This window comes from Aliiroseovarius sp. YM-037 (assembly GCF_048060095.1).
Taxonomy (GTDB): Bacteria; Pseudomonadota; Alphaproteobacteria; order Rhodobacterales; family Rhodobacteraceae; genus JBLUOA01.
Window position 1 is genome coordinate 17,878 of the sequence record NZ_JBLUOA010000009.1, and the last position, 25,554, is coordinate 43,431.

Here is a 25,554-nt window from a genome sequence, read left to right on the forward strand (position 1 = left end):
TCCATGGGAAAAGCGCGGATCGCCACGGGCGTCCTGCTTGTGACGCTGGTGACCGGGGCCATGGGCTATACCATCGCCTCGGCGGTGCTGACTTACCAAGATCTCGGCTTCGGGGCCGAGATCGACTTTGCATATATCGCGCAGAACTATCTGGCGATCCTGGACCGCCGCCCGGAGGACGCGCAACTTATTCACCTGATCATCGGCAGCTTCGCTGCCGCCGGCCTCATGCTGAGCCTCGCCCTCTCCGGGTCCGCCCTGACACGCTTTGGCCAGACCCATTGGCAGAGTGCGCGCGAGATGAAGGCCAATGGCTTCTTCGGGGCGCCAGGGACCGGGTTCATCCTCGGCAAACTGGGGCCGCCGGGCTCCCGCGCCAATTACATTTGCTCGAAGGTTTTTCCGCATGCGCTGATCGTTGCGCCCACGGGCCGCGGCAAGACCACGGGCTTCGTCATTCCGAACCTGCTGACCTGGCAAGGCTCCGCCGTGACGCTCGATGTGAAGGGCGAGTGTTTCGAGGCAACGGCCCGGCACCGCGCAGTCCAAGGCGACAAGGTCTATCGCTTTGCCCCCACCGATTGGGAGGGCAAGCGCACGCATCGTTACAACCCGCTCCTGCGCATCTATCAACTGAAAGATCCCGCGCGCCAGCAGATGGAATTGCAGCTCCTGGCGACGCTCTTTTTGCAAAGCGACAACGACCGGGTGCAGGGCCTCCTCAAAGGCGGGATCGATCTCTTCGTGGCGGCAGGCCTGCTGGCCTTCCAGCGCAAGCGCCCGACCTTGGGCGAGATCTACCGCATCGCGGCCTCGGGCGGGAACAAGCAGAAGGAGTATTTCGCGCGCGGCCACGAAGTCGACAACCGGGCGGCCAAGCTGATCTTCACGCGGCTCGCTTCGACCAACAACGATACGCTGACCTCATACGTCTCGCTCCTGATGACCTCGGGGCTCGATCAATGGCAAAACCCCGCCATCGATGAGGCGACGGCGGTGTCGGACTTTGATTTTCGGACGATCCGCAAGAAGCCCTTTTCGGTCTATCTCGTCGTCCAGCCGCTGATGGTGAAGCCGCTCGCGCCGCTGATCCGGCTGTTCTTTTCCGATCTCCTGTCCGCCATGCAGGAAAAGGACCCCGGGCCGGATGAGCCGTGGCCCGTGATGATCATGCTCGACGAGTTCAATCGCTTGGGCAAGATGCCCATCGTGGTCGAGAGCATCGAGACCCTGCGGACCTATCGCGGCCATTTGGCCGTGGTCACCCAAACCATCCCCGCCCTCGATGAAATCTATGGCGAAAACACCCGCCGCGCGCTGCAGGGCAATGCCGGTGTGAAGCTCTACCTGACGCCCTCTGATGAAAAGACCGTCGAAGAACTCAGCAAGGCTGTCGGCAAGACAACGAAGACCGTCATCACGCGCTCGCAGTCCATCGGCAAGAACCCCTTTGAAGGGCGCAGCCAATCCACACGGACCGAAGAAAGCTCGTTGCTACCCGAAGATGAGGCACGCCGACTGCCCCTCGACGAGATCGTCATGGTAATCGATGCGCAAATGCCGGTCCGTGCAAAGCGGATCCAATATTTTGACGATCGGCTGTTCAAGGCGATCCACGCGGCGCAGACGGGGGAGTTGCCGTTTCCGAAGCCGGGGGGAGGGGGGCCGCAGGGCACGCTGCCGCTGAGTGTGCGGGCCATGCCGATGACGCCGCCACCGAACGGGTCAAGCAGACCCGAGGCCGATGTTGAGGGCCTGCGCGAAGGTGTTGGCGATCAACCGTCCGGGCAAACTGAACCCAATCCACGGAAGACCGCGCCCGTCGTTCAAACTGTTGTCGCCGAGGAACAGCGCCAGATGGAGATGGATTTTGAGGGCCAGGTTGCGGATTCCGACACAGTGGATGATGAGGCGCAGATGCGCTCTGCAGTCGATGGCTTGGACGACATGGAAGAGATGCTGCGAGAGGAGAATGGTGAAAAGCTGGTTGCTCGATAGGGTGGTAGGCATCGCCTGTCTGTCAGGCAGGGCGGAAAGCGGTCTTTCTCTGCAAAGGCGAATTAGCCTAGCAGAATGTCAAAGAGCCGACATTCCACTGACACGGTCTGTGGTAAGATCAACCTGAGTTATTTGGGCTGGACACAGTGATCCAGTAGTGGAGGCGTCGTCATTCAGCCGCGTCAACTTGTTGCGCAACGATTGCTGAAAGCGCTTCTCTAAGCGCGTTGGCTGTGGCTTCATCAGAATTGGCCAATGCTTCAATAAGGCGTTCACTCGCAGCACTCTGTTCGGCCCGCAGTGTTGAAATCTCTGCGTTGAGGCTCACCACAGACTGCCGAAGTGCTTCCGCTTCTTGATCACGCATCAACGTAGGCGCGAAAATCTGTCCAGCACCAACAACGACCGCAATTGCTAATGCCAGCCATCCAACTTTAATGGCTTTGCTCCCCGATTGGTTAGCGTCCTCTGCCGCTCTTTCGAACTTTTGCAGAAACTCCGCAGCGTATGCCTGTAAATCCGTTGCAACCTGCGCGGACTCATGCGCGATTGCTGAAATCTGAGAGAACTGACTTTCAATACGCTCAAGCTTGCGATTGGTTTCAACGATTGGGCTTTCGATGTGAAGGTGGTCTAGGTTTGGTATTACCGGCTCAGGGGAAACCATCGAGTCCAATGCATGTTGCTGTTTTTCTATACCTCGAATTACGTCAGCCAACCGGGACCCTTCGGTTGCAGTAGCAGACAACTCGCTGAGACGATCGTGAACACCGGACGCCCTCAATTGATCCAACACATCATTGGCGGGCGCTGCGATTTTCGCAGCCTCAGCTAAAGTCGCAGCGTGTTCTCGCAAAGGATCAAGATGCGCTGAAATACCTTGCGCGGCCTTCACAGCCTCGGACAACCCTCCGTTGCTCAGCGCGTCCTGCAATTCGTTCACAGCCGAGAAGGCGCCGCTGTCGCAAACCGCATCTTGCAACGATTTCAGGTGCGGATTTGCTTCCTGAAATTGCTCAGCAAGTTTCTTGCTTTGCTCTTGAAATCTCGCGTCGGCGGCTGCAATCTTCGAGATATCGAAGCCCCGAGACGGCTCTTGCTTACTTTCTTCGGTCACCACAAAACCTTCCAGCTACCTGCAGTCGTTCCACACAATATAGGGGCTTGCCCTACAATTTCTAGGTGTATGGGTGTGGTGTTTGCGCTTGGGATTCCCTATATTCCACATAGCGCCAACCTCACGCACGGAGTCTTTGTTTATGGAAGTTTCCCAAGTAGTTCAGTTGTCCGGGTGGCTGGACGATAATTTGAAAGATGTGACGCCGAAATATTCGGCGCTCGTGAGTGTTTTGCAAAACAACTCTCAGCAACCGTCGCAGCAACCAGTGACCCAACCACTTAAAGAACTTTCCCGCGCATTGGCAGACATGCAGACGTCAGAGCTATCGACGCTTCAACTTGGCGTGCTGGAAGAAATGGACGTTGCGAAGTTGGTCGGAAAACAGGGAAAAGCGTGGATCAACCACCGTGTTCGTGCGACAACCTACGATCCTGCCACGACCTTTCAGTCGGTTCAGGAAGGACAGCAAAAGCTTGAAGAGGCTCAGCGGCTTCTGCGGGAGTTCAAGTCGAGTGCTGGTAAGGTTGGGTTTGTTGACGCGCACGAAATTGATGCGCCTACGCCATACGTATTTAACGTGATTTTCCAAGATGACGCATCGATTAGAAACGTGCGCGACTGGAAGAAAACTGCAACGGATTGGGAATTGATAATTAGCGGCGTGACGGCGGTCGCTGGCGAAAAACCAGAAGATGTTGCTGTGGTCGGCGCGCAAAACGGCTCCATTATCTACACACTGAGTGCAACGCCGATTGTCACCAAAATATTGGCCACCGTGTCAAAGCACATAGCAAGTATCGCGAATGACTATCTGGATTTCGAATTGAAACGCGAAGAACTCCGGCGTTCGAGAATGATGTCGGACGCCATTGAGAAGGACTTGAAGCGGCAAGAAGATGAAAGGCGCGCCAACGGCAAAGCGCTGATTTTGGAAGCCGTTAAAGGGATTGTGCCAAACGCGAAACCGGAGGAAGTCGCCAAACTGGAAAAGGCGGTAGATCGTCACATCAAATTTTCGGAAGACGGTGGTGACGTGGATTTCGTGTTGCCGCCTGAGCTTGACGAAGAGTCGGATGAGTACGACGAAGAGCTCGCGCAAACTGTCGATGACGTACGCGATCTGATACAAGACTATCGCGCGGAAGTTCAAAAGACAAAGCTTCTCACTTATGTCGAAGACGAAGACGAAGATGACGATGACGAAGATGCGAGTTAGGGCTTCAATACGTTTCTAATTCACGGTCGGCAGCCATCTTGTGGCATGCGCGGCGTTCATTCTTCAAACCAACAATGAAAGGAATACGGCAGATGTCGGGCAGCAAATTCAATCCGGGCGACTTGGTGCAACTCAAGTCGGGCGGGCCAAAGATGACGGTTGAGAAGGCATCCAGTGGATACGGCGGCGACAGCGCAACATATTATTGCACTTGGTTTTCTGGAGCAAAGCACAACAAGCAAGGCTTTTCAGAGGAAGCGCTTCAGGAATACTCGGAAGACGACGAATGACACCGGTCGAAGCAGCGCAATGGATGTTTGATGAGCTTACCAAGCGAAAGGTACTAGACCAAGAAAACGCCGCTTGGCAACTTACGCGCAAGGACAAATCCCTGACGTACCAGAATGACAACGGCAACTTGGCGATAGCTAAGCCTGTCTTGGCGGAGTTTAACAAGCTCACAAAAGGTGACGATGTGGTCTGGTCGCGATCTGAGCGACAGTGGCGTTTCAGGAAGAAGTACGACAAGCCCGGAAGGATGCAAGACTGAGCATGTCAAAGCGTTATGATATCCGCCGTGTAGCGGACATTAAGGCCCCTGACGGGGCCGATGCAGTCTTCTACGAGGTCTGGGAAGTATTCGACTTCGACGGCGAAGAGCGCTCGCACCGGAACGCTGACCTAGCGTTCAAGACAGAGGCTGAGGCGCAGGCGTGGATTGATAGTCAGGTTTCAGAATGAGAACTGTACCGACCCTGTACGAAGGCGTCTTGGCAATTATCAAGGCCGCTGCGAACGAAGCTGACGCCCCTGCCGTGTTTCGCCAACTGGACGAACTGGGATTTCAGAAGGTGGAGGCAACAGACGCCAAGTTTCACGAAGGGTACTTACGAACAGAAGGATATGACTCTGTGTTCGTCCAGTATCGGTATTACGATACATCGAAGGCATTCAGCATGCGGCCCGATATGAATGTATTTCTGGTGAAGCTTCTCGGCCAAGACGCAACTTTGAAGGAGGAGGAGACGAGGTTCTTGGACGAGATCTGAACTGATCCATATTTCGCATAACCTGACCGGTCCAAGCCCAGCCTGGTGCTCTTTCAAAATCCCAATGATCTGCTCCTCGGAATGCGGCAAGTTAAAGACAGGTACACGCTAGAGCGTATACCGGGACGTGAATGCTTTAGCTGCTCACGACTTTGCTCATGCAGCGAACGGCAGAATTGGGGGCTGCGCCTGCAGCATCACGACCATCTGCTGGACGGCAGGATTGGGCCGAGGTTGCGGTTCTAAGGAGCCGTGATTGGCGGTGGTTTTCTTCGCTTGCCCGAAAGCGCATTGCCCGCAATGGCCGCGAGCAGAACAGCACCTCCGATCAGAGTGTTCGCAGTCGCGGTTTCCCCGAGAAACAGCCAGACCCAGAGTGGTCCGAGCAGCACCTCGGCTAAGGACAAAAGGGCGAGTTCTGCGGCGGGTAGGCTACGCGATCCTAATGTGTAGAGGATCAGACCTGCGCCGACTTGGAATACCCCCATGCCCATTGCAATGCCGCCATCACTGGGGCTCAGCACGAAGGAGAGCCCGAGGCCCAAGCATATGGCCGAAGTGATGGCGATCGCGAAAATGCCCGAGAGGAACACCGCTGGCAGCATTTCCCCTGTCCGCCCCCATCGCAACGCCACGGTGAAGACTGCAAAACCGAATGCCGAACCAAGCGCGGCAAGGCTGCCTTTCAGGGCGACGCCTCCGGACTTGTCGGCGACCATGATCCCGATCCCGCCGATTGCGACGGCGATCGCTATCCAGGTTGCGGCGCGGACAGGTTCTCGCAGCACTATCCATCCGAGCACCGCAGCCATAAACGGTGCTGTCGCAAACAGAAGCATGGCATTTGCGACCGAGGTGTTCTGGATCGCGTAGATTCCGCCTGAATAGGCCGCAACCAGTGAAAGCCCTGCGATGACAGCGGGGGCGCCGATGCGTCGGATCTGAACAAATGGGCTTTCGCCAGACCGCACGCGGATAAGCACGTAGAGAAACAGCGACATGCTGATCGACCGGTAGAGCAGTATCTGCCACACGACAGCGTCTTCGATCAGGCGAATACCAAGGCCGACCGTCGACCACAACACACCCGCCGCAAATACGAAGAGCACACCGTACTTGTGGGCATCGGCAGTGGAAGGGGCTGTGGTGATTGATGTCATGTCTGGCCGATTAAGAATGTCACGTCGTCAAGATTAACCTTGGGACGAGTGTGCCGATCACCCATTTGCGACATTGCCGGTGGTTGCTGCAGAGTTTCTCGGAGAATCAAAATCGCCAGTAATTTCACGATCGGCAAAAATGGCGGCGTGGTGCCAACGCACGGTATTTCATTGAAGACGGCCGAATTGGGCCGTTTAAGGCGTCGGTCGCTATCGTCATCGCCCCAAACTTTCTGTAGCATTCGTATGAGTTTACCGACGGACCTTACATGAACCCTACGGAAATCGCAGACGCCCTGGAAGAAATCGCCACTCGCCCGTTCGACGGTGGCGAGTTCCCGTTTGCGTTCGCCGCCGCCATGGGAAGTCCGCAAGCCACGGTTTCAAAGCTCCGCAGTGGGACGATCAACAAGTCGAAGGTGCCCGGCGCGGTCCTGATGAACCGCAAGTTCTATGCCATGGTGACCGACCCCGGCGCGGTGGACCAGGGCCTGTCGATGATCCGGTCGGACAAGAAGACCACCACCCACAAACCGGCGATCCTGCTGGCCACCGACGGTGTCGACTTGTCCGCCGAACATGTCGCTTCGGGTGACAGCCTGCACATAAAGTTCGCCGACCTACATCATCACTTCGGGTTCTTCCTGCCAGCGGCCGGCATGTCGCGCTACAAGGCGGCGGAAGAGAACGAGGTCGACGTCAAGGCGGCTGGGCGACTGGCCAAGCTCTATGATGCGCTTCTCAAGAAGAACCCGGAATGGAAGACACCGGAACGACGGCATGACCTGAACCAGCTGATGACGCGGCTAATCTTCTGCATGTTTGCAGAGGACGTGGGCATCTTTGAAAACAACCTGTTCTCGCGCCTGATCTTCACCCATGCGGGCGACAAGGGGGAGGAGGCGCAGGCGTGTATCGCCTCGGCCTTTGCCGCGATGAACCTACCCAATGGCCAGCGTCAGGACCTGCCAGCCTGGGTTGATGCCTTTCCCTACGTGAACGGCGGGCTTTTCGCCGATGCACTGGACGTGCCAAAGTTCGACCGCGGGGCCTATCGCTACCTTCAGGACGCCTGCCAGCTCGATTGGCAAGAGATCAACCCGGATATCTTCGGGTCCATGATCCAGTCGGTCGCCGATCCGGACAAACGGTCCGAACTTGGGATGCATTACACCTCGGTGCCGAACATCCTTAAGGTGCTGGGGCCGCTATTCCTCGACGATCTGGATGAGCAGATCGAGAAGGCTGGCGATAGCCGCAAGGCGCTGGCAAGGGTGCTGAAACGGATCGAGGGGATCAGGGTGTTCGACCCGGCCTGCGGATCGGGCAATTTCCTTGTCGTCGCCTATCGGGAGCTTCGAGCGCGGGAGATGCGCGTTCTGGAGAGTATGGCGCAACTGGATGGCGGGGCCTCGGCGCAGATGTTCTCTGGCGTGCGGTTGGCGAATTTCTACGGTATCGAGATCACGGATTTCGCCGCGGAGACGGCGAAACTGGCACTTTTCATCGCGGAGTATCAGGCCAATGCGCGGTTCGGTGAGATGTTCGGGAATACAGCCCCGGCCCTACCCCTGCGAGATGGTGGTAACATCGTTTGCGACAATGCGCTGCGATTGAATTGGGAGGCGGTTTGCTCGCCGCCGGGGGAAAATGAGGAAGTCTTTATTGCGGGGAATCCGCCATTTGTCGGTTTCAACTCGAGGACGCCAGCTCAATCAGAAGACATGCGCTTCCTTTTGACCGACCGGCTGAAGAGCTTTGAGCGCCTCGATTTGGTGATCTGTTGGTTCATCAAGGCTGCTGACTACATTCGCGGTCGCGCTGGAGCGGGAGCTTTGGTTTCGACCAATTCGATTGCCCAAGGAGTGACGGTCAATGTTCTTTGGCCCGAGGTCCTGCGTGAAGGGATCAGAATTAATTTCGCCCATCGACCTTTCATGTGGTCCAACAATGCTGCGAAGAATGCGGCGGTTTCATGCGTAGTAGTTGGCATCTCATCTTCAAGAACTGGACAGTCAGTCATCTTTGACGGCGAACTTCGGAAGAATGCTAACAACATCAACGGCTACCTTCTCGATGCACCCGACGTAACGGTTGCGCAGAAGGGTCGGCCGATTTTCCCGCTTCCCAAAATGGATGTTGGCAGCATAGCGCGTGACGAAGGGAACTTGATTTTCTCGGAAGCAGAGAGAGCCCAGCTTATTTCGGAGCATCCTGAAGCCGCGCCATTTATCCGCCGTTACATGGGTGCCAGGGAAGTAGCGCAAGGCTTGGTCCGTTATTGTCTATGGGCGGAGACCAATGAACTGGAAGATGTGCTACGCTTTCCTCCGTTGGCGAAACGATTAGATGCGGTAGCCAAGTTTAGGTCCGAAAGCGATGCACAAGTAACTCGAGACGCAGCCGCTGTGCCCCATCGGTTTGGTCAAATCACTGGCAAAGGCGTGCCGAAGAAATCAGCGATCTTAATGCCGCGGACATCGTCCTCTCGCAGGCCTTATCTACCGGTCGAGTTGGTCGGCAGTGATGTTGTTGCCTCGGCAGATTGCCAGATCATCTTCGACCCTCCTGAATGGTGTTTTGCGATCTTGGCATCTAAGCTTCAATGGTGTTGGGTGAGTACCGTCAGCGGACGTATGAAGAATGATTTCCGCTACAGTAGCACCTTGTGCTGGCACGTTTTTCCAATACCCCGTTTTACCGACGATCAACTGGAGGCACTAAACGCCTCCGCTCGCGCGATCCTCAAGACACGCTACATGCACCACCCCAAGACCATCGCGCAGCTGTACGACCCCGACGACATGCCAGACGACCTGCGCGAGGTGCACCGCCAGAATGACGAATTGCTGGAAACGATGTACATCGGGCGTCCGTTCCGCAACGATACCGAACGGCTGGAGCGGCTTTTCAAGCTCTATGCCGCGCGGATCGAGAAGCTGAAGAAGGAAGAGGCCGCGTAAATGGTTGATCTTGTGCGTATGACCTATGGCCATTCCGGGGCGGATGCCAAGACGAACAGCCTTGGCCAGCGCCCGATGCAGGCCCGCGTTTACGAGGCACGCGCCGCACAGTTCCTGCTGTTGAAGGCGCCCCCGGCGGCGGGCAAGTCCCGTGCCTTGATGTTCCTTGCGCTCGACAAGCTGGAAAACCAGGGCGTGAAAAAGGTGATCGTCGCGGTGCCCGAAACCTCCATCGGTAGTTCATTCCGCTCAACCGACCTGACCTCCTACGGGTTCTGGGCCGATTGGGAGGTGAAGCCGCAATGGAACCTCTGCCTGTCGGGCGAGGACGGCATGGCGAAATCGCAAAAAGTGAAGGCGTTTGAGGCCTTCATAGACAGCGACGCCAGCGTCATCGTCTGCACCCATGCCACATTCCGGTTTGCCTTCGACGCCATCGAAAAAGCGCGCGGCGTAGAGGCCTTTGACGATTGCATGATCGCTATCGACGAGTTCCACCACGTTGCGGCAGCCGATGACAACCGCCTTGGGGAGATCCTTCGCAAGCTGCTGGCCCGCGAGAAAGCCCACGTGATGGCAATGACCGGCTCCTATTTTCGTGGCGACAGCGTACCGGTTCTGCGCCCCGAGGATGAGGCGCGGTTCAAGTCTATCACCTACAGCTACTATGAGCAGCTTGAAGGCTATGAGCACCTGAAGTCGCTGGGGATTTCCTACTCGTTCTACCGGGGGCGATATATCTCGGCGATCCCTGATGTGCTCGACACGGACCGCAAGACGATCATCCACATCCCGCACCGTGGATCGGCGGAAGCCTTTGGCGAGAAGCACGATGAGGTCGGGCTGATCATGGGCGCGATCGGCGAACACGTCGGCCGCGATCCGGACACCGGGTTCGATCTGGTGAAACGCGCCTCGGACGGCAAGGTTCTTAAGATCGCTGACCTCGTGGATGACGGCGACGGGCGCTCGCGCATCAAGGCCGCGTTGCAGGCGGAGGCAAAGGGCTCGGATGGCAAGCGAGACGACGAAGCGGATCGGGCCAAAGTGGACATCATCATTGCCCTCGGCATGGCCAAGGAGGGGTTTGACTGGCCATGGTGCGAGCATGCGCTGACCATCGGCTATCGGAATTCCCTGACGGAGATCGTCCAGATCATCGGTCGGGCCACCCGCGATGCACCCGGCAAGCCCCACGCCCAGTTCACCAACCTCGTCGCCGAGCCTGGCGTGGAAACCACGGTCGTGGCGGACGCGGTCAACGACATGCTCAAGGCGATTTCGGGTGCGATGCTGATGGAGCAGGTGCTCGCGCCCAACTTCAAGTTCTATCGACGTGAAGACGGCGATATCCGCGCGCCTGTGGAGACGACGAAGGACGGCACGGTGCATATCGGTATAAGGGGCTTGATGGAACCGCCGACTCCTCGCGCCCGTGCTATCGTTGAGAACGATATGAACGAGCTGGTGGCCAAGGCTTGTCAAGCTATGGACCGGCGCGTTGTCGCGGATGACGTGGCACCCGAGGTGGCCACACAAATGGTGCTGACGGACATCATAGAGACGACCTACGAGAACCTGTCAGACGACGAAACAGAATCCGTGCGCCAGGACCTTGCCGCGCGGATGAACCTGATCGGCATGGCGAAACGCGCATCGCAAGAAGGCGGGTTTGCTGAAGAGGGCGAGGAGTACGACGCTGAGCCGTCGGAGAACCTGTCCCTGATGAACATGGTGAAGCGGTTCGTGAATGTCCGTGAACTGGATATCGACCTGATCGACAGCGTGAACCCATTCAAGGAAGGCTTCGACGTCGCCTCGCGCGCCTTCGACACTCCACTCTTGAAGACGATCCAGGACGCGATGATTTCTCAGCGCATCCAGATGACTGAAAAAGAAGCGCTGACACTGTGGCCGCGCATCAAACGGTTTCGGGCGCAGGAGGGCCGCGAACCCAATCCGCATTCGGCGGATCCATTGGAGAAGCGCCTTGCGGAGGCTCACGCATACATCAAGACGAAAAAAGCCGAACGCCAGCGAGCGGCTCAGTCGGGAACCTGAGCCACATGCCGCGCTACCGATCCCTCGATGAAATCTTCGACGAGCCGGATGAGTTCGGGCTGCTCGATATCAAGGAGCGGAACCGCGGCGCGGCGGCAACGCCAGACGCCCGCAATGCCGAGATCGTCTCGCAGGTGAATGCTTTTTACGAGTCGAACGGCCGGATTCCGGACGACAACAGCCTGGACCTCGAAGAGATGAAACTTGGTACGATCTGGCGATCGATCCGGACCAGTCCAACGGCAGCGATGATGGAGGCAGACCGGAACCGGCTTCTTGGGCATGGCCATCCAGTGGCACCGACCGCAACCATTGTCGAAACGGAGGCTCCGCCCGTGCCTGAGCCCGATTGGCGCGAAGACGTTGCCGACGAGGACGTTCCAGCAAGCCTTGACGACATCTTCGGCGATGATGACCTCGACGTGCATGACGCGGTTCTCAACATCCGTTATGTGACGCCAGCCTCAGAACGCCAGTTGCCTGACCACCGGGCCGACATGTTCCCGTGTCCGGATTTCGAACACTTTGAAGGCGGCTTTGCCGAGATGCAGTCGAAGCTCGAGTCCGGAGATCGAAAGGTTCTCCCGGTTCAGGACAATGTCGAGATCACGGTCTACGAAGGCGACTTCTTCATCCATCGCGGCCTTCTGGTCTATGTCGCCGAAAAAACGGAACTTTCGCGCAGGAGCGGTAAGCCGGATCACCGTTTACGGATCATCTTTTCCAATGGCATGGAGAACGATCCTCTATCATCTTCATTTCGCAAAGCGCTCGCAGCAGATAAGACCGCACGGATTGTCGAAAGGGCTGGGTTTGGCCGGCTCGATCCAGAATGGGATCAGGATAGCATGGCGGTCACCGGCACAGTGTATGTGGCGCGAAGCCTGTCCAGAGTCCCGGAAATCGCAGAAGTATCAAAGATCCTGCACAAGGTCGGTGTGACCAGTCAGGATGTCCGGCGGCGCATTGCCGATGCGAAAAACGACCCAACTTTCCTGCTCGCGCCTGTCGAAATTGTCGCCACCTATGAGTTGCACAATCTGGAACGCATGAAGGTCGAAGACCTTTTGCATCGCTTTTTTGATGTCGCGCGGCCGCAGGGTCTTGTGATCACCGACCGGTTCGGCAAGGCGGTCCATCCTCGAGAATGGTTCTACGTGCTTCCTGAGCATGTGAGCCAAGCCGTTCAGCTCATTCAAGAACGCAGGTTGCATGAGTACAGGTACGACAGCCAACGCCAGTTGATCGTCAAGGTGGAGCCGGGCGCTTAGGCGTGCTTTTCTATTGAAACAGGTTCGTTCGGAGTAGGGCGCGTGATCCGAGCTCAGAAGAAGGTGACCTCCCGCAGGCCTTGAAACGCGCCTTCTTTGAACGCGCCGGCTTTATGCAGCCGCGGGAAATCCGGGAGCCTGTCTATCTCGACTAACGGAAGCAAAATGTCAGCGCTGAACCATGGCATTTTCGCGCACCGGCTTTCATCATACATCTTCGAAAGTGCCCTTCCGACCGCATAAGCGCCGGCCAAGTCAATTTTGGAAACGCGTGTCCGATTTATAGGAAGCAGGCTCCCAGTTGTCGATTTACCGCCGACATTGAAATAGATCAGGTCATGGCCCCACCCGAGGCGTATGATATGTGTCCGGTCGGACCGTTGGATTGAAACTCTCGGAAATAGGTCCCTGACCCAAACCTTATGTTCATCGCACCAGTCGAGGGCTTCCTTCAACATCGCTACGCCGCCTAGGTCTTTCTTCCAGATCGGACATAAGTGCTGAAACCCGGCGAATTTGACCCGCTTCTCACTTCTGATGTCGTTAGCAACGAAATTGCCTTCGCGTGTGACCTTTGGAGACCACATTTGCTCTTCGAGCGCGGCTGCGTCCTCCAAACCTATGTGCATGTCATCAATCGCAACTTTGGTATTCGCAGAAATGGCTCTGTGTTGGGCTTCAATCATAGTAATGGGCGGTAGCGGTTTGCTCGGGTGTTGGTCGAGAATTGAGGGAGCGTTGGGTCGAACGATATCGTCAGGAACATCCACTGGCCTGTCTGTTTTCACGTCGTGGTCGACGAGCCAACGGTACGGTGTCCCGAGGTCCTTAGGATCATCATTCATGAGCGAAAGATGTGGCAGACCCTTTTTCAGGAACGCCATGATTTCCCGCGTATCCTGACGTTCCGCGCCCATGAGCCGCCCTTGAAAGGTTTGCCGATCTGAATTGCTTTGGCGGGCTTTCAGTGCGTTTTCGATGCGCTCACGTTCGATATCGCTCAGCTGGCGTCGTAGATACGCGATAGAAACATCGACGTCACCGTAGTCGTCTCGCTCCTCAAGCGCGCTGCCGAACAGCTTCAAGGTGATGCGCTGCAGGCGATCGGGATCGCCGTTGATGACCTTAGCCCGGGCGAGAAGTTCAGCAATGATGGTCTGAACCTTATCGCGCCCGATACGCTTTCGCTTGGGTTCCAGTGCGAGGCGAGTCCCATTCGGCGTTAGCTGCCAATAAAACAAACCGTCAAAGATGTCGGCAGGCTCCAAGTACCCAGCCTCGGCCATCTGGCGCAAGATGAGGTCAGCATGATGGGCATCGCAATCCAGGGTCCGTATTGCCTCTTCAAGCCCGACAGATCTTCCATTGATTGCTGAGCGCAGGACTGCTTGGACCAGCTCCAATGGTACCGTTTTTACTGGCGAATGCTTATGGGACCCTCGCTCATTCATTGTTCAACGGCGTCGCAGAAAAAAACCTCATCAACGCCTCCCCAACCTTCCCAAACGAGCCAGCTGCGCCATCATTTGCGATCCGGTTCCGGTGGATGGACTGCCCCCTGCAGGTGTCACATTTGCCATTCCCGGCCGTTGCGGCATTTGTTGGGCCCCAAAGAACTGCCGTGCTCTGAGTGCTGCATATTCGGCTCCACTGGCACCACCAACAAGATACCGATTGTAAGCCTGCTGATTGCCCATCGCAGCGCGCGCAAAGCTGTAGCTTCCTGCCAAGCCCCCAGACAGCGCTGGCATCATGATGTTCCCTGAGATTGCGCGAACGATGAACGGCGTGGCGATGATGAAGCCCTTGGCCATGAGGACCATCATGAAGAAGGGGATGAGCGCGCCTATATTTGAGGCCCCTTCCGGGTCGCCGAGTTCACCAATGAGGGCGGATGATACACCTGTGATTGTTGCGAACACCCCTGCGACGACGATGGGGTAGAGCGCGAAGGAAACCAGCGCCGACAGCCAGCGCGCGAAATAGTCCTTGGTGACCTCGAAGAGGGTCAGGAAAATCATCACCGGTGCGATCCCGATCAGAAGTGCGATCATCAGGCGGGATGCCACGAGGATAAAGGCGGCCAAACCGCCCAGGATCGAGAGCAAGAGGACCCCGACAATGTCGAGCATGGCGCCGGCCATCCAGTTCAGCTCAGACCCGGCGGCGTTGAGATAGTCCCCTAGTTCCGCGATCAGCCGGTCAAACTCTTCGGCGAAAGTTCCAGAAGGGCCAGGAGTTCCACCACCGACCGAAGCCACGAGCGCCCCCGCAATGCTGTCGATCCCGGCCAGGATAGCGGAGGAGAGGGCGTTGAACTGCACCCAGTTGGTCGCGAATATTCCGATCAACCCGATCTTGACCGCGAGCCAGAAGGCCGTGCGCCCGTCCATCGCTTTGTACTGGTAGATCATGTTCAGGAAGACGAGGATCACCACGAGCGTTGTTCCCAGGACGAGAAGCGTGCCGACCGTTACCGCGACCGACCCGAACTGGGTTTCTGCGGCGGTGTCGAGATAGCCCTGGGAGGTTTCAACGAAATAGGTGACGACGCTCATGACGGGGCTGCCTTACCAATTGCCCGCGGCGTCGCAGATGGCCTTGGCGGCAGGGCGGGCAGCGTTTGCGCGGCGGTTGTAGCCATCCGAGGCTTGCAGCATCTCCCATCGTTCGTCACTCGCGTACCTTTCCCGAAACACCGCCTCGGCAGCGTCCCAAGAGGGGAACCGGGTTTCACAGTCGCAGCTTTCGGTCTCGACGATGCGCTCGAGATTCTGGGCGCGGTAGATGTCTTGAACCAACACGCGCTGATAGGCTTGGCGCAGGGGGATCTCCTGCATCCACATGGGTTCAGCGGGCCGGTCTGGACAGACGTCGAAACTGCGCTCGAGGGTCGGCACGAGATTGCGCTCAGCGAAGCCGGGTGCCGACGTCAGGCCCAAGACCAGCGCAGTCAGTACGAGGGTACAGCCCGCCTGCCTCATGCCGTGGCTCTGGCGGGTGTGGTCTCGCGCTTCAGGAAGACAGTGTGTCCCACGTTGGCGAATTCCGAGGAGCTGATCGACACGACCTCCCACCCGTCTGCCCCCTTCACATTTAGGCTGGCCTGCATGTCGGCAAGACTGGTTTTGCGGGTCATGGGAAAGGACAGGATATCGTATTCAAAGGTTTTCATTGGGAAGCTCCGATCTCATTGGTGCCGGGGAGGTAGAATTCGGTGATGCCGCGTTTGCCGTCATGACGACCGGCCTGGATGATCACGTCGATGGAATTCTCGATATACTGGATCATGTCCGCATAGGTCATCGGGATCTCGGTCTTCAGCGCGGCGATGGCCAGACGCTGCACGGCCAGTTGCGGGGTTTCGGCATGGAGCGTGGTCATGGAGCCGCCATGGCCGGTATTGATCGCCTCCAGGAAGGTCATGGCCTCCTTGCCGCGCACCTCGCCAAGGATGATCCGGTCGGGGCGCATGCGCAGCGTCGCAGTGAGAAGCACATCGGCGGACTGGAATTCCGCGTCGCGATTGGCGATGAGGGTCACGGCATTTGGCTGGGTTGGCAAAAGCTCGGCCGCTTCCTCGATGGTGACGATGCGTTCCTCGGATGGCACGTGCGAGAGGATCTTGCGCGCAGCCACGGTCTTGCCGGTGGAGGTGCCACCAGAGACGATCATGTTAAGCTTGTTGTCGACGCAAAAGGCCAGCGCATCGTCGATCACGCCCGCGGCCACCACTTCGCGCAGTTCGTGGGTTTTCTCGAGGCGGAGTTCTTCAAGCTTGCGTTCCTTGCCAAAGAGGAAATCAAGCGCAATCCCGTCAAGCGGCAGGCTTGAGAAGAACCGCAGGCTGATCGACATGGCCGAGAGCACGGCGGGCGGGGTGATGACCTGTGCCCGGATCGGGCGCCCCTTGTAGGTGATCGAGACCGAGACGATGGGGCGGTCCTTGCTCATCGTGGTATTGGCCGATGAGGCGATCTGGTTGCCGAGGTCCCTGACCTGAACGCCGGTCAGCCTCTGGTCCAGCGCGCGCATGAAGTGATCGCCCTGGAATTCGCCCCAGCAGGTGCCATCAGGGTTGATGCAGATCTCGATGACATCGTCGCGGGCGGCGGCGTTGATCCGGTCGAGCGAGGTTTCGAGATAGCTCAGCGACATGGGCTCAGAATATCTCCAGATCGCGGTCGACCATGACCGTGACGCGCGCGCCCTGGTCGACATAGATGACGGGGCCGATGGAGAGATAGTCGCCAATCACGCTGTCCGTGGCATCCGCTAGATCATCGCCCACGTCTTCGAGCACGTCCGCGGCTGTTTCGTCCTGGACATTTGCGGCGGCGGCGCTTGGTGCGGCGGAGATCAGTGAAATCAGCGCTGCCGAGCCAAAGCGCTCATCAAAGCGCGTATCGACAAAGCCGGTCACACCTGAGCGACCCAGTTCATCGCCCCCGAAGGAGCTGATCTGGATGGTTTGATTATCGGGCAGGATGATCCGGTCCCATGCGATGGTGACGCGGCGCTGCGCGATATCGACGCCGGATCGATAGCGCCCGATCAGGCGGGATCCGCGTGGGATCAGGAGGCGGGAACCATCGACACTGAACACGTCTTCGGAAACAACGGCCCGGGTCTGGCCGGGCAGGGAGCTGTCGAGGGCGGTTTCCATGACGGCCTGGATCATCGTGCCCTGGATGATGGTATTGGACGGGTTGGCGATGACCTCGGCTTGCGTCACCGAAGTCGGCAGCGCGCCGTTCAGCACAAAATCCGTCACCTCGCCAAAAGTGCGTTCGGTCAGAGCCGTCTCATTCGCACCGGACGTGCCGCCAAAGGCGATGGTGGGCGAGGCGATCCGGCGTTCCTGAAACGCACGCTCCTCAGTAGCGCGGCGTTCAAGTTCCGCGAGCCGTCGTGCTTCTTCCTCGCGGCGCAGCCGTTCTTCTTCCCGCGCGCGCAACTCGTCCTCGGTGGGCCCTGTGGGTGCGGGGAGGGGGCGGTTGGCCTCGAGTTGGGCCAGTTCCAGATCCGTGCGGAGTTGCTCAAGGCTGCGATCCCGCGCCGTCAGTTCGTCCTGGAATCGTTGCTGTGCGGCTTCCGAGGCGGCTTGGAGCGCAGCGATCTGAGCGGTCAGCGCGTCGATCGCCTCTGCGGCGGCGGTGTCTTCCTCGACGACCGGTTCAGGGGCGTTGCGCAATTCCTCGATCTGGGCCTGCAGGGCTTCGAGCTGAGCCAAGAGCTCGGCATTCGGTTCCACCGGTTCCGGTGCGACCAGAACCACCTCAGGCTCGGGCGGGGGAAGGGTTTCGATGGCGCCAAAGCCGTCCCCTTCGTTTTGGAATACGTCCGGTGTGGCCGTTGGCAAGGCTTCTTCTTCCTCGGGTTGGGACAGGAGATAGAGCAATGCACCTCCCGCGCCGATCACGAGGACGACGACCAGTGCGAGCAGCGGTGAGCGCCGTGGGGCAGGGGGCAAACCTGCGCCCTTGCCTTGTTCGAGGGCAGCGAGGCGTTTTTCGAGGTCTGCGTTTCCGGTGTCGCTCATGACCCCACCCCCGCAGGCGGCGTCGCCTCGATGCAGACCACCTCTTCGCCAAGTCGCAGGACCCATTGGCGGTTTACGCCGCTGACGCGGATCACGCCGTCCTCGGTGGCTTGAGTGTTGACCGTCCGCTCGCGGCCATTGGCGTAGCGAAAGATCGCGGGCACCGGCGCGTTCCGTGAGAATTCGAAATACGTGAACGTCCCGTCATCCCAGATGCGCGTTGGCGTGAACTCGGTCCGCGCGCTGGCACCGTAATTGTAGTTCGGCGCTTGGGCCGCGATGGCCCGGGTCGGGCGCGCAGCGTCGTCCGGATAGCGGAACTGCACCACGTAGAAGGTCGGGCTGCGGACCTCCTCGACGTTGAAATAGTAGCTGCGCCTGTTCGTGTAGACGGTCACGTTGGTATGGACACCGCGCGCAACGGGCTTGATTGCAAATGCCTGGCCTCCGGGCACGCCATCGATCTCGAAGCCCTCGGTGTCGCCCGCGATGATCGAGCGGATGCTTTCACCCTCACCGAATTCGATGGTGGTCACATGGGTGAGCGAGACGCTGAGGCGGTAGACCTGACCTTCTTGATATGTTGCCAGCCGCACGCGGCTGTCGTTGGGACCGCCACGCGGGATGGCTTCGGCAGAGGCGAGGCCGGGCAACAGGGCAATGACAAAAATAAGAGATCTTAAAAACAACAACGTCAGTTCTCCAATCTGTCGGAGCGGATGGAATATTCGAGGACGGTGAAGCCGAATGGATTGGTCCAGACCTCATCGATGGAGCGGCGGGTCTCCGGGCGGAACTCGAAGAGAAGCGTCGCAGTGAAGAGGCCGGTCTGGGTGCCGTTAATGGACGTCAGGCGCTTGCGCAGGCGGACCGTCGCGCGGTTGGTTCCGATCCGGTTGATGCTGAGGATTTCCACGTCGAGCCGGGCGTTCGGCCCGTAGACTGTCGGCGGGTAATTCTCGTTGGCGCTGTTCCAGATTTGACGCAGCCCGCTTTCAGCGGCCCCATCCGAGCGACGCAGAACACTGCGGATGCGCAGATCGTTGTCGAGCTGGTTATAGACCTCGCGGTCGGTCACGTAGCGGAAGACCTCCGCCTCGATGATCGCCTGGTTGGCGGTCACCGAGGAGGCGCCTACCGAGGCTTCGGGGAGTGCAAAGCCGGTGGCGGGATCATAGGGGACAACGACGGGGGGCGGGTCGACATCGAGGATCGAGACAGCCGCGGCACTCAGACAGCCGATGATACCGAAGACAAGGCCCATCAGGCCAAGGCGTTGCCAGAGCCGTTCGCGGCGCAGGGCACCATAGACCAGTTCTTCCTCGATGATTTCTTGTTCAGTCGCCACCATTCATGCCCCCGCGATTACTCGGCCCGCAGGTCCGGCAAGGTGAAATCCATGAAGCGCTGCTCTTCGGCGATGGTGGCGGCATCGATCACGCCTCCCGTGCCATCGCCCACGGTCTGGATGGCTTCGAGCTGCCACATGGCGACCAGCGCAATGGCGACCTCCGCGGTCACGCGCGTGTTGAGATCGACGCTTTGCTTGAGCTCTTCCATGTCGTCGATGAGCCCGACAAGGCGGTCGACGCGCTCGAGCGACTGGCCGGCATCTTCATAGCTGTTCTGGGCGGCGGCTGAGACGAGTGCGCCGGTTGTTGCCTGCGTGGCCACACGGTTGGCCCCGGGATTGCCGCTGGTGGCCATTTCCGAGAGCGTGTCTTCATCGAAGCCGAGATCGGCCAGCACCCGGTCCATCTGAGTTTCGATCTCGCCTGCGCCGGAGCCCGAGAGGCCCGAGAAATCCCCAGTCTTGATCGCCTCAATCGTGGCGAGGATGTCCCCGAACTCTTGGTCGAGCAGACCGTTCAACTCGTCTTCCATTTCCGTCCGGATGATTTCGGGAAGCTCGGCAAGTCGGGTGAGCGCTTCATAGGTTCTTTGCAGCTCCGCGAGTTGGTCCGTGAGCGTGGCAAGCTGTTCGCGGAGCTGCGTCAGCTGCTCGTTTTGCAGAATCTCGTCCTCGATCATCTGCCGCAGCTGCTGGATGTTTTGCGCGATGTTCTGGGTGTCGACGACCGGTACACCTTGTGCTGCGGCAGGGGGTAGGGCGCTGAACTGCAAGCCAACGCCAAGTGTCGTGGCCAAAGCTGTCCTCAAGAGCAGATGTCCCATCATTCAATCTCCCTGATCGTAAAATCCATGAACGCGCCTTCGGCCATGCGGGCGCTGGCCTGGGCCAGCTCTTCGGCGGAGAGCACGCGGGTGCGGGCGGCCTGAAGCCGGATGCGGGCGGCCACGAGACGCACCAGTTCGGCGCGGGCATAGGTGTTGAGTGCGATGCTTTCCTGCACGTCTTCAGTCTCGGAAATCCGTTCGACGATGTCGGAAATGCGCAGGGCGGCTTGGCGGATCGCGGCTGGTGAGTTGCTGCCATAAAAGGCCGCCCCATGACCCGTGAGCGAGAGGTTGGCATTGGCGAGAAGCGCCGGATCGATCGTGCCAAGCGCATCGATCCCGCCGATACGGCTTAGATAGAGATTGTAGCGTTCAGGGATGACCGACACGTAGTGCTGGGTCTCGCGGAAGGGTGGCACGCCGCCATACTCGAAAACCCGGCCGGGTCCGGCGTTATAGGCCGCGAGGGCGTTGATGATGTTGCCATCGAATGTGCTGAGCTGGGTCGCGAGATAGCGCGCGCCGCCATGCACCTGCAGATAGGGGCTGTCATAGTATTCCGGGTTGATGCCCAGATCGCTGGCCGTCCCAGGCATGATCTGGGTGAGACCATAGGCGCCGACGGGAGACCGTGCCCCAATCGTAAACCGGCTTTCCTGCCAGATGAGGGCCTGTAGAAGCGCGCGCCATTGGACGGGGGAGAGTCCTGCGCGGCCAACACCCGCAAAGCCGCTGGTTTCCTGGGCAACGCGGATGATGAGCTGCTCGATGGTCTCAGACGCATCCCCGAACATCTGCGCACCGCCGGGATTGGGGTCGATGTCGGCATTGCCATAGACCGTCTCGACTGACCGGGCCGGATCCCCGCTGCCGCTTTCCAGCCCCGAGACCATGGCGGGCAGGCCCTGACCGCCGAAGCTGGTCTGGGCATCGAGGATGCGTCGGAGGGTTTCCAGCTGCTCCCGTTCGATCTCGGCGATGAGTTCGCGCACTGCAAGCTTGTCGGCCTGAACAGCCAAGTCGGCCTCGCGATCGCCAGTCTCGACGATGTCACGCGCGGTCAGCCCAGTGTCATTGGTTGGCACGCCTTGAGACAAGGCGAGACCGGGCAGCAGGCAAAACGCGAGGATATGAGGCAGGCTAGACTTCAACGTCGCCCTCCGGCGCGCCGAGCGGTGCGAAGTGGCAATCCTGGGCTGTCGCTGCCGTCGAGGCGAGAAAGGAAAAGCAATTGGCCTGCGGCTCCCGATACTGGGTGCAGGAGGCCAGCGCGCCAAGCGCGGCGAAAAGCAACAAAGTACGAGTCATGAAAGCCTCCAAAAATCTGGGCGGTCGCGGTAATCGGCGCCGACGAGCGCCTCTCCCTTTTCCATGCCGCCGAGGATGGTGAGATTGGGTCCAAGGGCGCTCAGATCGGCATCGATGACGATTGAGCCCTGATCGTCGCGGATCAGTGCGAGGCGGCTGTTGCTGCCCGTGTTGAGAAGGACGTCGAGCTCCTTCTCCGTGAGGTTCAGCATGGCGTAGTCCGCAGGCTGCGCGCGGATATTGGGCAGCAGGATCTGCGTCGGAACGGCTTCGACGATGGTCTTGCCGGTCCGGGTGCGCTCAAGCTGGCTTGCATATTGCGTCATCATCACCGCGACGGTGTTCTGCTTGCGCGCGGTCACCAGCCAGTTCGACAGCCGCTCGGCGAAATACGCATTGTCGAGCGCCTTCCAGGCCTCGTCGATCACGATGATGGTGGGGCGGCGATCCTCGATCTCGCGTTCGACCCGGCGGAAAAGATAGGAGAGAACCGCCATCCGCTCCTTGTCGGCCTCGCTGTCGAGAATGCCGGTCAGATCGAAGCCCACGACATCGCCCTTGAGCGAGAACGTGTCCTCGAGGCTCTGCCCGAAGATCCAGCCATAGCGGCCGTCTTCGGTCCACTCGAGCAGGCGCTGGTGCAGATCGCCGCCATCATCGGTGGACACAAAAAGCGACGCGAAATCCCGCCAGTTCCGCAGGGCCGGATTGGAGGCCTGCGCGTTCTGGCGCACGACTTCTTGGATGCGATTGGTCTGTGCCGGTGTGAGCGGCTTGTCGGCGCGGTAAAGAAGCGTGGCAAGCCAGTCCGAGAGCCAGGCGGTGCCCCGCGCATCGGTCTCGGTCCAGAGCGGATTGAGACCCGTGGGCAGGCCGGCGTTCAGGGAGGCGTAGCGCCCGCCATTGGCGCGGACCGCCATCTCCATACCGAGACGGTAGTCGAAGACGAAGACCCGCGCCCCTGCGCGACGGGCTTGCGTCATCAGGAAGGCCGACAGCACCGATTTGCCCGACCCGGGCCGCCCCATGATCAGGGTATGCCCGCTGGTGGGTTCTTTGTCGGGCGATCCCTGCTCGTGATAGGAAAACCGGTAGGCGCTCTGCTCCGGCGTGGGCAAATAAGTGACGACCCGGCCCCAGGGGGTAAGTGCTGCGGGTTTGCCGAGCTGCGTTCGGTGGAATGCCGCGAAATCCGCAAAGTTGCGATTGGTGACGGCACTGGCGCGGACGCGCTTTGGCTGGTTGCCGGGATGCTGGCTGAGGTAATGGGCCTTTGCGGCGACCCGCTCGCCGATCATCTTCACGCCTTCGGTCGCGGCGGCGTTCACGATCTCGGCGCTGAGCGTCTGCAGCTCTTCGAGCGTGTCGCAAAAGAGCGTCACGACCATGTGATGCTCGCCGAAGCTCTGGCGCTTGGCTTCGAGATCATCGGCGGCGATGTCGAGGGCTTCCATGAGCGAGAGGGCCGCGTCCTGGCTCGCCTGCATCTGCCGCTTTTGCCGCTTGATGCGGCCCGCCATGAGGTTCGAATTGATCGGCGTGAAGGAGTGCGTCACGATCATGTCGACCGGCAGGTTCAGCATGTCGAACATGGTGCAGGAGGTGCCTTCCGAGTATTCCCCGATGGTGAAACTCTTGCCGTAGCGATGGCCCACGACGCCTTCCGAGAGCTCGAAATGGTCTCCGTGAAAAGTCACCCGGGTATTGGCGACGTTGAAGGACAGAAAGCCGTAGGTATTGGCAGGGTAGAGCGGCAGCTCGGTGCCCGTGTTCAGCGCGCCCAGAAACCCCACCAATTCCCCCGATGCAGCCGACAGCAGGCGCGGCTTGAGCTCGGTGAGGCCCGAAAGGAAGACGTTCACGGCCTCGCCGAGGCGCTGCAGGCGTTTGCGAGTCTCCTCCCTCAGTCGGTCTGGCGCGCTGCGGCTGAGGAACGGCAGGAGGCTTTTGGGCGGTGGGCGGTGAATGACGGTGAGCGTCAGCGTCTTGTCGCGGAGCCCGCTGGTTTCGAGCTTGGCGCGCCAACGCCGGTCGACCTCGCCCGCGAAGCTGTCCTCACGAATTGGGTCCAGATCCGGTTTGATGGCCTTTGAGACCTTGTGGACGTAATAACTGAATTCTGGCCCAAGCTGCGCGACGATACGGGCAAAAAGCGCCGTCACCTTGTCGAGATAGGCGTCGTCGGTCGTATAGCTGTTGATCCCCTCGAGCCGGATGCACCGGAAGAGCTCGTTCACCCGTGTCCGCACGGTCTGGTCGTCAACGAGGCTCACATAGGGCAGCATATGCGCGAGGCGGGTCTCGCGCGCATACCAGTCCGGCGTCATTGTGCGGGCATCGAGCGCAGCATCACGGGCGTCATCACGGGGCATAGCTGTCCCCGCCATGGATGGACCTGTTGCGCGTGGGTGGCGTCTCCTGCAGCGCCGTCATCATCACGTCGATGAAACGCGGGTCCCAATCCGCGGCCTTCCACAGCACCGGATAGAGAAGGGCGGCGACACCCAGCACCGCGATATGCTGGACCCAGACGAACAGGAGCACCGAGCCAAAGAGCCAGACCATCGCATACATGATGGGCAGGCCCAGAAGCTTGGGCGGCCGCACGAGGCCGAGAAAGAGAGGCGCGCGCTCAGCCACCGGCAAAGACCGCGGCAACGATGGTGGGGGCAGCCGCGACACCAGCGATGCCCACGAGGACCCAAAGCGCTTGGCGCAGGTCGATGATGTTGAAGAACCAGCTCAAGAAAACGCCGAGGACCGCGAGTGTGGCGATGACCACACCAAGAGGTCCGGTCAGCGCATCGACAATGCCCTGCAACAAGCTCTGGATCGGGGAAAGATCGATGCTCTGTGCAAGGGCGGGCTCGGCAATGAATAGGAATAGCGCCAGCGAGGCGACAAAGAGGTTTGAAATCCAACTTGTTTGGAAAAAGCGGTATCGCCAATGCACTGCCGCGCTGCGCGCTCTCGTGACATTGCCGATAAGTGTTTTGAGGAATGATTTCCAAAAAGGTTGGGACATCATGAATTTGATCCTTCCAATCGGGCCACGACAGCCATGACGCGGGCCACGTGGTTCTGGGTTTCTCTGTAAGGGGGAATGCCACCGTACTGGCGTACGGCGTCCGGCCCGGCGTTGTAGGCTGCCAGCGCCAAATGCGGATCGCCGAAGCTTTCCAGCATCATTGTCAGGTAGCGGGCGGAGCCGTCGAGGTTCTGCAGCGCGTCATGAGGATCCACACCGAGATCTCGGGCAGTAGCAGGCATCAATTGGCCCAGACCAACGGCGCCCGCGCTCGAGACGGCATTCTGCCTGTAGGCGCTTTCCACCTCGATATTGGCCCGGTAGAGAGCCAGCCAATCCGTGACGGACAGTCCCGCGCGGCGCAGGCCGGGATGGCCGACATAGCGCAGGGCTGTTGCCTCGATGCCCAAGAGAACGTCTGCGCGGGGCAGGGGTGCTGGCTGGGCGAACGCTGCAAACCTTAGCGCGTCAGGTTTGGGCGCTGCTTCAGTCTCACCAAGAATGGCCAATCCGTCGGACGTCGATCCCTGACCAACGCCGTCGTTATAGTTACGAGCAAAACTGTCTTGAGGCCGGGATGGGGTCAGAGAGCCGTCGCTCTCCATGATCAGGACCATTTGCGCTGAGGCTGGCGCTGCGACCAGCCAGAGACAGACGAGG

26 protein-coding genes are annotated in these 25,554 nt (G+C 59.3%); 9 read left to right on the plus strand and 17 right to left on the minus strand.

The genetic code is table 11. The features are described 5' to 3' along the window. The first annotated feature begins 3 nt into the window (after positions 1-3). On the plus strand, positions 4-1,998 hold the full coding sequence (locus tag ACEWPJ_RS17825) for a type IV secretory system conjugative DNA transfer family protein (RefSeq protein ID WP_416514353.1): 1,995 nt from the start codon (positions 4-6) through the stop codon (positions 1,996-1,998). A 169-nt stretch (positions 1,999-2,167) separates the two neighbouring features. Here ACEWPJ_RS17825 and ACEWPJ_RS17830 read toward each other — a convergent pair whose 3' ends face one another. Continuing rightward, positions 2,168-3,115: a hypothetical protein gene (locus ACEWPJ_RS17830; RefSeq protein ID WP_416514330.1), complete on the minus strand. Its 948-nt coding sequence runs from the start codon at positions 3,113-3,115 to the stop codon at positions 2,168-2,170. Between the two features lie 142 nt (positions 3,116-3,257). Here ACEWPJ_RS17830 and ACEWPJ_RS17835 point away from each other — a divergent pair, with 142 nt between their 5' ends. From ACEWPJ_RS17835 to ACEWPJ_RS17855, 5 genes are all read left to right on the plus strand, one after another. Next, entirely contained in the window at positions 3,258-4,334 is a 1,077-nt protein-coding gene (locus ACEWPJ_RS17835; protein WP_416514331.1) for a hypothetical protein, read from the plus strand. A gap of 92 nt (positions 4,335-4,426) precedes the next feature. Continuing rightward, positions 4,427-4,624 carry a YodC family protein gene (locus tag ACEWPJ_RS17840; RefSeq protein ID WP_276155371.1) on the plus strand — a complete coding sequence of 66 codons (198 nt, stop codon included), beginning with the start codon at positions 4,427-4,429 and terminating at the stop codon, positions 4,622-4,624. After that, on the plus strand, positions 4,621-4,884 hold the full coding sequence (locus ACEWPJ_RS17845; RefSeq protein ID WP_276155370.1) for a DUF6953 family protein: 264 nt from the start codon (positions 4,621-4,623) through the stop codon (positions 4,882-4,884). The genes ACEWPJ_RS17840 and ACEWPJ_RS17845 overlap by 4 nt, the downstream gene beginning before the upstream one ends. Before the next feature lie 2 nt (positions 4,885-4,886). Continuing rightward, positions 4,887-5,075: a hypothetical protein gene (locus ACEWPJ_RS17850; RefSeq protein WP_276155369.1), complete on the plus strand. Its 189-nt coding sequence runs from the start codon at positions 4,887-4,889 to the stop codon at positions 5,073-5,075. Next, on the plus strand, positions 5,072-5,383 hold the full coding sequence (locus tag ACEWPJ_RS17855) for a hypothetical protein (protein ID WP_276155368.1): 312 nt from the start codon (positions 5,072-5,074) through the stop codon (positions 5,381-5,383). Before ACEWPJ_RS17850 ends, ACEWPJ_RS17855 begins: the two co-directional genes overlap by 4 nt. Positions 5,384-5,625: 242 nt before the next feature. Here the strand turns inward: ACEWPJ_RS17855 and ACEWPJ_RS17860 are convergent, their stop codons facing one another. Continuing rightward, entirely contained in the window at positions 5,626-6,543 is a 918-nt protein-coding gene (locus ACEWPJ_RS17860) for a DMT family transporter (protein WP_416514332.1), read from the minus strand. 269 nt (positions 6,544-6,812) lie between these two features. Here ACEWPJ_RS17860 and ACEWPJ_RS17865 point away from each other — a divergent pair, with 269 nt between their 5' ends. Genes ACEWPJ_RS17865 through ACEWPJ_RS17875 form a run of 3 tightly spaced genes read left to right on the plus strand, consistent with a single transcriptional unit; the run spans position 6,813 to position 12,838 of the window. Then, on the plus strand, positions 6,813-9,506 hold the full coding sequence (locus ACEWPJ_RS17865; protein ID WP_416514333.1) for a DNA methyltransferase: 2,694 nt from the start codon (positions 6,813-6,815) through the stop codon (positions 9,504-9,506). Further along, positions 9,507-11,567 carry a DEAD/DEAH box helicase gene (locus tag ACEWPJ_RS17870; protein WP_416514334.1) on the plus strand — a complete coding sequence of 687 codons (2,061 nt, stop codon included), beginning with the start codon at positions 9,507-9,509 and terminating at the stop codon, positions 11,565-11,567. A gap of 5 nt (positions 11,568-11,572) precedes the next feature. Further along, positions 11,573-12,838, plus strand: a complete 1,266-nt coding sequence (locus ACEWPJ_RS17875; RefSeq protein WP_276155364.1) for a GIY-YIG nuclease family protein — start codon at positions 11,573-11,575, stop codon at positions 12,836-12,838. A 53-nt stretch (positions 12,839-12,891) separates the two neighbouring features. Here the strand turns inward: ACEWPJ_RS17875 and ACEWPJ_RS17880 are convergent, their stop codons facing one another. The 15 genes from ACEWPJ_RS17880 to ACEWPJ_RS17950 form a co-directional block, all read right to left on the minus strand. Next, a complete protein-coding gene (locus ACEWPJ_RS17880) occupies positions 12,892-14,241 on the minus strand; it encodes a hypothetical protein (protein ID WP_276155363.1) in 1,350 nt (449 codons plus the stop codon). Positions 14,242-14,319: 78 nt separating this feature from the next. Beyond that, positions 14,320-15,396, minus strand: a complete 1,077-nt coding sequence (locus tag ACEWPJ_RS17885) for a type IV secretion system protein (RefSeq protein WP_416514335.1) — start codon at positions 15,394-15,396, stop codon at positions 14,320-14,322. Positions 15,397-15,408: 12 nt separating this feature from the next. Further along, complete coding sequence (locus tag ACEWPJ_RS17890; RefSeq protein WP_416514336.1) at positions 15,409-15,822, minus strand: hypothetical protein; 414 nt, start codon at positions 15,820-15,822, stop codon at positions 15,409-15,411. Continuing rightward, the gene (locus ACEWPJ_RS17895) at positions 15,819-16,013 is read right to left on the minus strand and encodes a hypothetical protein (RefSeq protein ID WP_416514337.1); all 195 of its coding nucleotides are present in this window, start codon (positions 16,011-16,013) and stop codon (positions 15,819-15,821) included. Before ACEWPJ_RS17895 ends, ACEWPJ_RS17890 begins: the two co-directional genes overlap by 4 nt. Further along, entirely contained in the window at positions 16,010-16,996 is a 987-nt protein-coding gene (locus ACEWPJ_RS17900; protein ID WP_416514338.1) for an ATPase, T2SS/T4P/T4SS family, read from the minus strand. The genes ACEWPJ_RS17895 and ACEWPJ_RS17900 overlap by 4 nt, the downstream gene beginning before the upstream one ends. Before the next feature lie 4 nt (positions 16,997-17,000). Beyond that, the gene (locus tag ACEWPJ_RS17905) at positions 17,001-18,380 is read right to left on the minus strand and encodes a TrbI/VirB10 family protein (protein WP_416514339.1); all 1,380 of its coding nucleotides are present in this window, start codon (positions 18,378-18,380) and stop codon (positions 17,001-17,003) included. Continuing rightward, positions 18,377-19,072: a TrbG/VirB9 family P-type conjugative transfer protein gene (locus ACEWPJ_RS17910; protein ID WP_416514340.1), complete on the minus strand. Its 696-nt coding sequence runs from the start codon at positions 19,070-19,072 to the stop codon at positions 18,377-18,379. Before ACEWPJ_RS17910 ends, ACEWPJ_RS17905 begins: the two co-directional genes overlap by 4 nt. 2 nt (positions 19,073-19,074) lie before the next feature. After that, positions 19,075-19,731 (minus strand): virB8 family protein, encoded by a 657-nt coding sequence (locus ACEWPJ_RS17915; protein ID WP_036562862.1) that lies wholly within the window; start codon positions 19,729-19,731, stop codon positions 19,075-19,077. A 14-nt stretch (positions 19,732-19,745) separates the two neighbouring features. Next, the gene (locus tag ACEWPJ_RS17920; RefSeq protein WP_219436694.1) at positions 19,746-20,555 is read right to left on the minus strand and encodes a type IV secretion system protein; all 810 of its coding nucleotides are present in this window, start codon (positions 20,553-20,555) and stop codon (positions 19,746-19,748) included. Beyond that, positions 20,555-21,709, minus strand: coding sequence for a lytic transglycosylase domain-containing protein (locus ACEWPJ_RS17925; protein WP_416514341.1), 1,155 nt, complete (start codon positions 21,707-21,709; stop codon positions 20,555-20,557). The genes ACEWPJ_RS17920 and ACEWPJ_RS17925 overlap by 1 nt, the downstream gene beginning before the upstream one ends. After that, the gene (locus ACEWPJ_RS17930) at positions 21,699-21,866 is read right to left on the minus strand and encodes a hypothetical protein (RefSeq protein ID WP_416514342.1); all 168 of its coding nucleotides are present in this window, start codon (positions 21,864-21,866) and stop codon (positions 21,699-21,701) included. The genes ACEWPJ_RS17925 and ACEWPJ_RS17930 overlap by 11 nt, the downstream gene beginning before the upstream one ends. Next, a complete protein-coding gene (locus tag ACEWPJ_RS17935) occupies positions 21,863-24,238 on the minus strand; it encodes a type IV secretion system protein B4 (protein ID WP_416514343.1) in 2,376 nt (791 codons plus the stop codon). The genes ACEWPJ_RS17930 and ACEWPJ_RS17935 overlap by 4 nt, the downstream gene beginning before the upstream one ends. Continuing rightward, entirely contained in the window at positions 24,228-24,506 is a 279-nt protein-coding gene (locus ACEWPJ_RS17940) for a type IV secretion system protein VirB3 (RefSeq protein ID WP_012187324.1), read from the minus strand. Before ACEWPJ_RS17940 ends, ACEWPJ_RS17935 begins: the two co-directional genes overlap by 11 nt. Continuing rightward, on the minus strand, positions 24,499-24,783 hold the full coding sequence (locus ACEWPJ_RS17945) for a TrbC/VirB2 family protein (RefSeq protein WP_037931816.1): 285 nt from the start codon (positions 24,781-24,783) through the stop codon (positions 24,499-24,501). Before ACEWPJ_RS17945 ends, ACEWPJ_RS17940 begins: the two co-directional genes overlap by 8 nt. A 107-nt stretch (positions 24,784-24,890) precedes the next feature. Then, positions 24,891-25,511, minus strand: a complete 621-nt coding sequence (locus ACEWPJ_RS17950; RefSeq protein ID WP_416514344.1) for a lytic transglycosylase domain-containing protein — start codon at positions 25,509-25,511, stop codon at positions 24,891-24,893. Positions 25,512-25,554 lie beyond the last annotated feature (43 nt).